9 protein-coding genes are annotated in these 9,216 nt (G+C 69.4%); 6 read left to right on the top strand and 3 right to left on the bottom strand.

Annotated elements, in window-relative coordinates:
• The first annotated feature begins 5 nt into the window (after positions 1 to 5).
• Genes G328_RS0111460 through G328_RS0111480 form a run of 5 tightly spaced genes read left to right on the top strand, consistent with a single transcriptional unit; the run spans position 6 to position 6,299 of the window.
• Positions 6 to 1,655, top strand: coding sequence for an ABC transporter substrate-binding protein (locus G328_RS0111460; RefSeq protein ID WP_019619497.1), 1,650 nt, complete (start codon positions 6 to 8; stop codon positions 1,653 to 1,655).
• A gap of 51 nt (positions 1,656 to 1,706) precedes the next feature.
• Positions 1,707 to 2,684, top strand: a complete 978-nt coding sequence (locus G328_RS0111465) for an ABC transporter permease (RefSeq protein ID WP_019619498.1) — start codon at positions 1,707 to 1,709, stop codon at positions 2,682 to 2,684.
• Positions 2,681 to 3,529: an ABC transporter permease gene (locus G328_RS0111470; RefSeq protein WP_019619499.1), complete on the top strand. Its 849-nt coding sequence runs from the start codon at positions 2,681 to 2,683 to the stop codon at positions 3,527 to 3,529. Before G328_RS0111465 ends, G328_RS0111470 begins: the two co-directional genes overlap by 4 nt.
• Positions 3,526 to 5,208, top strand: coding sequence for a dipeptide ABC transporter ATP-binding protein (locus tag G328_RS0111475; protein ID WP_019619500.1), 1,683 nt, complete (start codon positions 3,526 to 3,528; stop codon positions 5,206 to 5,208). The genes G328_RS0111470 and G328_RS0111475 overlap by 4 nt, the downstream gene beginning before the upstream one ends.
• On the top strand, positions 5,205 to 6,299 hold the full coding sequence (locus G328_RS0111480; RefSeq protein ID WP_019619501.1) for an MsnO8 family LLM class oxidoreductase: 1,095 nt from the start codon (positions 5,205 to 5,207) through the stop codon (positions 6,297 to 6,299). The genes G328_RS0111475 and G328_RS0111480 overlap by 4 nt, the downstream gene beginning before the upstream one ends.
• Here G328_RS0111480 and hisS read toward each other — a convergent pair.
• Both hisS and G328_RS0111490 read right to left on the bottom strand, forming a co-directional pair.
• Positions 6,296 to 7,585 (bottom strand): histidine--tRNA ligase, encoded by a 1,290-nt coding sequence (gene hisS / locus G328_RS0111485; RefSeq protein WP_019619502.1) that lies wholly within the window; start codon positions 7,583 to 7,585, stop codon positions 6,296 to 6,298. The two genes, G328_RS0111480 and hisS, sit on opposite strands and share 4 nt — an antisense overlap.
• Positions 7,586 to 8,242 (bottom strand): nucleoside triphosphate pyrophosphohydrolase, encoded by a 657-nt coding sequence (locus tag G328_RS0111490; protein WP_019619503.1) that lies wholly within the window; start codon positions 8,240 to 8,242, stop codon positions 7,586 to 7,588.
• Positions 8,243 to 8,286: 44 nt separating this feature from the next.
• On the opposite strand from G328_RS0111490, the gene G328_RS0111495 reads away from it, so the two are divergent.
• Complete coding sequence (locus tag G328_RS0111495; RefSeq protein WP_019619504.1) at positions 8,287 to 8,793, top strand: hypothetical protein; 507 nt, start codon at positions 8,287 to 8,289, stop codon at positions 8,791 to 8,793.
• A 32-nt stretch (positions 8,794 to 8,825) separates the two neighbouring features.
• Here the strand turns inward: G328_RS0111495 and G328_RS0111500 are convergent.
• Positions 8,826 to 9,216: HNH endonuclease (locus tag G328_RS0111500; protein WP_026339849.1), on the bottom strand; the 391-nt coding region annotated here is incomplete at its 5' end.

A 9,216-nucleotide genomic window follows, 5' to 3' on the forward strand; every position in this document is an offset into this window, starting at 1 on the left:
CTCCCATGTCTTCGACCCCACCAGATCGACCCCGCTCTCGCCGCAGAGCCTTCGCCCCGCTCGCCGCGATCGCCGCCATCAGCGCGCTGCTGCTCAGCGGTTGCGCCAGCGCCGCCACCTCGGCCGACAGCGGTGCCACGAGCGACCCCGTTGCGGGCGGCGAGCTCGTCGTCGGCGTGCAGAGCGTCGGTCAGCTTGACCCTCAGCAGGGCGGCAACAATGACGGCGTCGCCGTGCAGCGCCAGCTCGTCGCGTCGCTCACCATCTCCGACCCCGACAACCCCGGCACGACCCTGCCGTGGGTCGCCGAGTCGTGGGACGTGAGCGAGGACTCGTCGGAATTCGTCTTCCACCTGCGTGACGACGCCGTCTTCCACGACGGCACCCCGATCGACGCGACCGCGGTCAAGGCGAACTTCGACGCGATTCTCGAGCTCGGCGCGGACGCGGCCGGCGCATCCCAGCTGCTCGAGGGCGCGGAGACCTCCGTGGTCGACGACACGACCGTCGAGGTGAAGTTCCCCGGCCCGAACCTGCAGTTCCTCGAGGCCACGAGCACGTCGACGCTCGGCCTCATCTCGACCGAGTCGACGAAGCTCAGCATTGAGGACCGCCAGAACGGTGAGTTCGTCGGCTCGGGCCCGTTCCAGGTCGAGAGCTACACCCCCGAGCAGGAGGTCGTGCTCACGAAGGTGCCCGACTACAACCTCTCGACCGAGGTGAACTCGAACCAGGGCGCGGCCTACCTCGACAGCATCCGCTTCACCCAGATCGACGAGATCAGCGTGCGCTCGGGCAGCCTCACCGCCGGTGACATCCACGCGGCAAGCTTCCTCACGTCGGCCGAACTCGACAACTTCGCGGCGACGCCGGGCTACCACGTGGTCGAGCGCACGAACCCCGGCACCGTCTTCTCGCTCACGCCGAAGCTCGACCGCGACACGCCCCTGCAGGAGCTCGCGGTGCGCCAGGCGATTCAGCTCGCGATCGACCGCGAGGAGGTCTCGCGCATCACGTACGGCGACGACGCGATCCCCGCGACGAGCCTGCTCGCCGAGACCACCCCGCTCTACACCGACCTTAGCGACGAGCTTGGGCTCGACGTGGATGCGGCCAACGAGCTCCTCGACGAGGCCGGTTGGGAGCCGGGCGCCGACGGCATCCGCGAGCGCGACGGCGAGCGCCTCGAGTTCACCGTGATCTTCTGGCAGGCCTCTGACCCGCTCGTCGCGGTGCAGGAGCAGCTCAAGAAGATCGGCGTCGACCTGCAGATTACGCAGGTGAGCGTTTCGGAATCGACGGCCCGTGCCGACCAGTCCGACCTGCAGTACTCGAACGTCTCGCGCAACGAGCCCGACCGGCTGCGCCAGGACTTCATCCAGTACCTCCCGGCGTGGATCGAAGCGGACCTCGACGAGGCCGAGGCCCCCGACCTGGCCGAGATCCAGGCCGAGCTCGACGAACAGGTCGGCGAGCAGGACCCGGAGGCGCGACAGGAGCTGCTTGCCAACGTGCAGACGCAGATCATCGACGACGGCTACCGATTCCCGCTCTACACGCTCATCTCGAGCATCGCGGTGAGTGACAAGGTGCACGACCTCAAACTCGACGGCACCTCCCGACTCACCTTCATCGATACCTGGATCGAGCAGTAACCCCACCCCACCGGCTCGGAACTCGAGTTCATCTGGAAAGGAGGCAGCGACGTGACTCGCGCACTCACCCATCTTGGGCAGGCCATCTTCGTCATCTGGGCGGCCTACACCCTGACATTCCTCGTCCTCTACCTGCTGCCTGGCGACCCGGCCACGATCCTCGTGCTGTCGGCAACGCAGGAGAACGACACGCTCGATCAGGGACAGATCGACGCACTCCGAGCCGAGTGGGGCCTCGACCGGCCCCTCTACGAGCAGTACTTCACGTCACTCTGGGGTGCACTGCACCTCGACTTCGGGCTCTCGTATGAGACTCGCGGTTCGGCGTGGGAGCGCGTCGTGACCCTGCTGCCGCAGACCGGGGCGCTCGCGGCCGCGGCCCTCGTGCTCGCCGTCGTGTTTGGCGGGGCGCTCGCGATCGCCGCGAACTCTGCTCGCCAGCGCTGGGTCCGCCGTCTCTTGGCGGCGGTCCCACCCCTCGGGGTGTCGCTGCCCGGGTTCTGGATCGGTCTACTGCTGATTCAACTGTTTTCGTTCCGGCTCGGGCTCCTGCCCGCGTCGGGTAGCTCGGGCGCCGAATCCCTCATCCTCCCGGCGATCACCCTCGCCATTCCGACCGGCGCGACGCTCGCGCAGTTATTCGCCCGGAGCCTCGAGGTGACGCTCACCGAGCCGTTCATCACGGTGCTTCGCTCGCGCGGTGCCGACCATCGCCGGGTGATCGGCCACGCGGTGCGCAACGCCGTGCTGCCGGTGCTCACGATGGTCGGCATGCTCGTCGGCCAGCTGTTCGCGGGCGCCGCCATCACCGAGACCGTGTTTAGCCGCGACGGCATCGGCAAGCTCACGGTGGATGCGGTGAGCCGGTTCGACGGGCCGGTGCTGCTCGCGATCGTGGTCGTCGTGTCCGCCACGTTCGTGATCTCGAGCCTGCTCGTCGACCTCGTCTATCCCCTCGTCGACCCGCGCCTGCGCACCGCGGCCAAGGCTCGCCGCACGCTTGAACCGGCGATTGGAGCGGCAGCATGACCGCCATCATTTCCGCTCGACCCCGCGCCGCCGCGCTGCGGCAGCGCGTCGTGCGCGACCCGCTCCTCATCGGCGCAATCGCGGTGTTCGCGGTCGTCATCGCCTGGTCGTTCTGGCCAAGCGTGTTCGCCTCGGGCAACCCGACCGCCATCGACGCCGACGCGATGCTCCTGCCGCCCTCGGCCGAGCATCCATTCGGCACCGACCAGGTCGGTCGCGACCAGTTCACTCGCGTCGTCTACGGCACGTCGCTCTCGATGCTCGCGACCCTCGTCGCGGTGCTCGTGGGGCTCACGATCGGCTCGGTCATCGGCCTGCTCGCCGGCTACTTCCGCGGCGTGTTCGACGCCATCGTCATGCGCATCATCGACGTCGTCATCTCGGTGCCCTCGCTGTTGCTCTCGCTCATCATCGTCACCGCGATCGGCTTCGGCACGGTGAACGTCGCGATCGCCGTCGGGCTCGCGAGCAGTGCCAGCTTCGCGCGCATCATGCGGGCCGAGGTGATCAAGGTCGCGAGCTCGACCTATGTCGAAGCGAGCTGGGTGTACGGCGGCGGCGTCTTTCGGCGGTTGTTCCGCCACGTTTTCCCGAACTCGATCGCGCCCGTGCTCTCACTCGCCGCGCTCGAGTTCGGCACCGCGATCCTCGCGGTGTCGGCCCTGAGCTTCCTCGGCTTTGGCGCGACGCCGCCGACTCCCGAGTGGGGCGCCCTCATCTCGGACGGCCGGAGCTACCTCGCGACCGCCTGGTGGCTCACCGTGATTCCGGGCTTCGTGCTCGCCATCGTTGTCGTGGCGGCCAACCACATCTCCCGCGCGTTTCAGAAGGGAACCTCCGCATGAGCGACGTCGCTTCAACCTCACCGCCGCTGCTCACGGTGCGCGACCTCACGATCGATTACGTCGTCGGCGGCCGGTCGACTCGAGCCCTTCGCGGCGTAAGCTTCGACGTCGCCGATGGCGAGCGGGTCGCGCTCGTCGGCGAATCCGGCTCGGGCAAGACGACCACCGCGAACGCGATCCTCAACCTCCTCGGCGGCAACGCGGAGGTGACGGGCGAGGTCGACTTCGACGGCGGTTCACTGCGTGGCCTCACGTCGAAGCAGTGGCGCGCGATCCGCGGGGCGAAGATCGGCCTCGTGCCGCAGGACCCGGCGGTGTCGCTCGACCCAGTGCGGCGCATCGGCGACCAGGTGGTCGACACGCTGCGGCTCCACGACCTCGTGCCGGGCGCGAGCCGCCGCGAGCGTGCCAGCAACGCCCGTGCCCGCGCACTCGAGCTCGTCGCGAGCACCGGCATTACTCGTCCTGAGCAGCGCCTCGACCAGTACCCACACGAGCTGTCGGGCGGAATGCTGCAGCGCGTGTTGATCGCGGCGGCCCTCGCCGCGCAGCCGCGCCTGCTCATCGCCGACGAACCGACGAGTGCGCTCGACGTGACGGTGCAAAAGCGCGTCCTCGACCTGCTCGACGACCAGGTGCAGCGGCTCGGCGCCTCGCTGCTGTTCGTGACGCACGACCTTGCCGTTGCGGCCGACCGGGCCGACCGCGTCCTCGTCTTCTCAAACGGTGAAATCGTCGAGTCGGGTACCCCCGAACAGATTCTCGAGGCGCCCACGCACCCCTACACGAAGCGGCTTATCGCCGCCGCGCCGAGGTTCCGCGCGGGTGCGGGCGCCGCGATTCGGGAGCTTCCCGCGGCCCCCGAGCGCGCCACGGTGCTCGAGGTGCGCGACGTGCGCAAGCAGTACCGAGTCGGGCGCGGTCGACACGGCGAGCAGGTCGCCGCGCTCGACGGCGTTTCGCTCGACGTGCGCGCCGGTGAGACCGTCGCGCTCGTCGGTGAGTCGGGCTCGGGCAAGACGACACTTGCGAAGGCGCTCGTCGGCATCACCGACGTCGACGCCGGGTCGATGAAGTTCGAGGGCACCGAGCTCATCGGGCTCGACGCGAAGGCACACCGGCGGGTGCGCAAGGCGCTCACCCTCGTCTACCAGAGCCCGCTCGCCTCGCTGCCGCCGCACCTCACGGTCGCGCAGACCATCACCGAGCCGCTCGTGAACTTCGGCCTCGCGTCGCGCCGCGAGCTCCCGGGCCGGGCAACGGAACTACTCGATCAGGTGCACCTGCCGCGCGAGTTCGCGCACCGGCTGCCGAGCGAGCTCTCGGGCGGCCAGCGGCAGCGGGTCGCGATCGCCCGGGCGATTGCGCTCGACCCAAAGCTCATCGTGCTCGACGAGCCAGTGTCGGCCCTCGACGTCACGGTGCAGGCGCAGATTCTCGAGCTCCTCGTCGAGACGCAGGAGCGCACCGGGGTCAGCTACCTGTTCATCACCCACGACCTCGCGGTCGTGCGCGAAGTTGCGCATCGCGTCGTCGTGCTGCAGCAGGGAACGGTGCAAGAGATCGGTGCAACCCGCGACGTGCTCTACTCGCCTACGACCGAGTACGCGCGCGAGCTCACCGCAGCGGTGCCAGGCGGGGCGCTCCGCGAGGATGCGCCTGTCGAGGCTCGCGCATGAGCACCACGCAAGCCAGGCCGACGCCCCTTAACGCGCTCGACGTCATCACCATTCCCGAGGGCGGGGATGCGGCGGGCGCCATCACCGCCTCGACGGTCGCGGCCGGCCACGCCGAACGCGCGGGATATCGCCGTTACCTGCTGACCGAACACCACCTCAACGCCGGGGTCGCCGGCGGGCCGATCCCAACGCTGCTGCCCCTGTTCGCCGAGCGGACCGAGCGCATCCGGGTCGGTACCGCCGCGACCCTGCTCGGCAACTATCGGCTCGTTCAGGTCGCCGAGACGTTCGGCGCGCTCGCCGCGCTCTATCCCGACCGGATCGACCTCGGGCTCGGGAGATCGGGCGCCGTGCCCGCCTCGACGCCCGAGTTCCCACAACACCTGACCGCGAAGTTTCAGCTGCAGCGGCGGCTCTTCGGGCGCACGGACGGCGACACGACCGATCTCGCCGCACTGATCGCGGAGTTGCGAGACTTCTTCGCGGGCACCTCGGTCGATGCCGAGGCTGGGCCCTTCGTCGCCCCGCCGGCGACCGCCGCGACGCCGCAGCTCTGGGTGCACGGCACGAGTGCCGGCATCAGCGCTCGGGTCGCGGGTGCGCTCGGGCTGCCGTTTGGTTCGAACTATCACACGTCGCCGCGTACGACGCTCGACGCGATCGCCGAGTACCGGGCCGCTTTCCGGCCCTCGGCCACCCTCGCCGCGCCCTACGTGATGGTGTCGGCCGATGTCATCGTCGGCGACACGGATGCGGCAGCGCAGCGGGCCGCGAAGGGCTACGGCAACTGGGTCGCGTCGATTCGCGCTGGGCGCGGGCAGGGTGCGATCCCCTACCCATCGACCGAGTGGGCCGACGCGCATCCGCTCGATGATGACGACTTCGAGCTCGTGGCCGATCGCCTCGCGACGCGCATCGTCGGCGCGCCCGAACCCGCCGCGGCCGCCCTCGCCGAGTTGGCTACGAAGACCGGCGCCGACGAGCTGCTCATCGCGGTCGAAACCCACGACGCCTCGGACCGCGTTGCCGCCCTCGAGTTGCTCGCGGAGGCGTGGCGGTCGGTCGAGGCGTCGCCCTCGCTGTCGCGCTAGCCGAGCGGTTCGAGCTCGGGCGTCGCGCCGTCGGCGTGCGCGTGCGCGACGTGCGTGAACCCCTCGGCGACGGCACGCTCGAGCAGGTTGCGCACGTTCTTCGGTCGGCGCTCGAGCCGCACCCGGCGGCCGGGGCGCGCGAGCGCGCGCTTGAGCCGCAGCTGTGCCTCGACCGGCAGGCGCTTGTCGACGAGCACGAGCACGGCTTCGCCCTTCGCGTTCGCCTGCTCGGCGACGAGGTCGACGATGCGCTCGAAACCGATCGAGAAGCCGCAGGCGGGCACATCCTGGCCGAGGAACCGGCCGATCATGCCGTCATAGCGACCCCCGCCTCCGACCGACGAGCCCGAGGCCGGGTGCGCGACCTCAAAGATGGTGCCGGTGTAGTAGCCCATGCCGCGTACGAGTGTCGGATCGAATACGAGTGGGAGGGCTCCCCCGCCCGCCTCGACCGCGGCGGCGACCTCGGCGAGCGACGCGGCCGCGGCCTGCGCGCCCTCGCGGGCGGCAAGCTCGGCGGGCAGTGAGTCGAGCACGCGCGTGAGGTCGAGCCCGGTCTCGAGCTGCGGCGCCCAGCCATCGAGTGCGGCACGGATGCGCTCCGCCGCCTGCGGGTTCGTTTCGGCGAGTTCGGTGACGACGCCGTCGACGCCGATCTTGTCGAGCTTGTCGATCGTGATGAGGGCACCCGGCGCCTCGTCGGCGGTAAACCCGCACCAGTCGAGCAGCTCGTTGAGCAGTCGACGGTCGTTGACGCGAATCGTGCAGTCGGCGAGCCCGAGTCGCGCGAGCGCGTCGGAGCCGGCCACGAGCAGCTCGGCCTCGGCGAGCAGCCCCGGCTCCCCGAGAATGTCGATGTCGCACTGCACGAACTGGCGGTAGCGCCCCTTCTGCGGACGCTCGGCCCGCCAGACAGGGCCGATCTGCAGTGCACGGAACACTCCCGGCAGTTCGCCGCGGTGCGAGGCGGTGTACCGTGCGAGCGGCACCGTGAGGTCGAAGCGTAGGCCGAGGTCGCTGAGTTCGAGCGGATCGCCCGAACGTGCCGCGGCCTCGAGGTCGTCGACGCTGAGGCCCCGGCGCATGACCGCGAACGAGAGCTTCTCGTTGTCGCCACCCATGCCCGAGTGCAGGCGGTCAGAGTCTTCGACTACCGGCGTCTCGATCTCATCGAACCCATGCTCGCCGTACACCTCGCGGATGGTCGCGAGCACGCGCTCACGACGGCGCTTGTCGGCGGGCAGAAAGTCGCGCATGCCGCGCGGCGGATTGATCTGAGTGGCCATTCAGCCATTATTCCCCACCCCGCGGCCCGCAGATTGTTCCGCATCGCGGATCCGGGATTCCAGCCCACGGATCGCCCCACGCAGCGCACGTTCCGCATCGAGACCGGCCTCCCGTGCCGCGGCGACGGCCGTGAGCAGCAGTGCGCCGAGCGCCTCTTCGGGGTCGTTGCTTTCGGGGCCCCGCGTATCGACCTCGAGGCCGGATGCGCGGCCGAGCACCTTCTGTGCGAGGGCGAGCGCGGGCATCGCGTGCGAGACGCCGTCAAGCACCGACGTGCGGTCGCGCTTTTCGATCGCCTTCGCCTCTTCCCACATCGCGATAATCTCGCCGATATCGCGCGTCGGTGTTGCGCCGAACACGTGCGGGTTGCGGCGCAGCAGCTTCTCGGTTTGGTCGCGCGCGACGTCGTCGAGGGTGAACGCGCCCCGGTGCGCCGCGACGTTCGCGTGGAACAGCACCTGGAACAGCACGTCGCCGAGCTCCTCGCGCATCTCGGCGTCGTTGTCGGTCTCAATCGCGTCGATGAGTTCGGCCGACTCTTCGACGAGGTATTTCGCGAGCGATCGGTGCGTCTGTTCCTCGAACCAGGCGCAGCCGTGCTCGCCGCGGAACCGTTCGACGGTGTCGATGAGGCGCTGGACTTCGTCATTTGCCATGCGCCAAGGCTAGCGAGCCGGAACCGCTGACTACCCTGGTCGTCATGTCGAAACTTCGCCCGGTTCCCTGGCCCGTATGGCTGATCACTGCCCTCGCCGCAATCGCCACGGCGGCGGCGGTTTCGGGGCAGCACTGGGTCGAGGTGACCGGCGCCGATGACACCGGGCTCTTGTACCCCGTTCTCGTCGGCATCGTGCCCGTGTTCGTGTGGATCGGCACCGGCATCGCCGACTCGATTCTGCTCGTGCGGCGCAGCCGCGAACGCCAGCACCTCGGGCAGCTTGCCGAGGGATGGGGCAAGCGCGTCACGACCTCGTTCGCATGGGTGCTCGGGATGTTCACGCTGGCGGTCATCATCGTTGGCCTGCTCTGGCTCGCGGCCGACCTCTGGATCGCACAGCAGTCGGCCAACTACACCGGCTCGGGCGACGAGTTCGAGCTGCCCCGCACCATCGCCATCGTGATTGGCCTCGTATTCGCGCCCGGGCTCTCGGCCGCGGTGCCCGCCGTGCTGATGGCCGCGAGCTCGGGCCCCGTCGAGGATTTCTAGTCCCGCGAAGGACACCGCATCCCGCGTCCGAGTCAGCATCGAGTCCGGACCCTCGGTGCGTACCTTCTTCGCCCTCCGAGTCTCGGGGTGCGGTCGGGATACACGCTCGCGGGTGGGATGAACCACACCTCGTCGAGCACGCTGAACCGGGCCGGGCGTGCCGGACCTTGGTACGGGTCGGCCGTGCCGGGCGGAACGATCCGGATCTGCCACTCGTCGTCGTGGATGCGGTGGTGGCAGGTCGTGCACAGCAGGATCAGGTTCGCGAGGTCTGTTGGCCCCGCGTCGCGGGTCCAGTAGCGGACGTGGTGCACCTCGCACATGGATGGCTCGAGCCCGCAGAACGCGCAGCCGCCATCGCGCTCGATCAACGCTTTCCGTTGGGCGGGTGTCGCGAGGCGGGATGCGCGCCCGAGATCGAGT

The sequence above is a fragment of the [Zimmermannella] faecalis ATCC 13722 genome (assembly GCF_000381765.1).
GTDB classification, from domain to species: Bacteria; Actinomycetota; Actinomycetes; order Actinomycetales; family Microbacteriaceae; genus Gulosibacter; species Gulosibacter faecalis.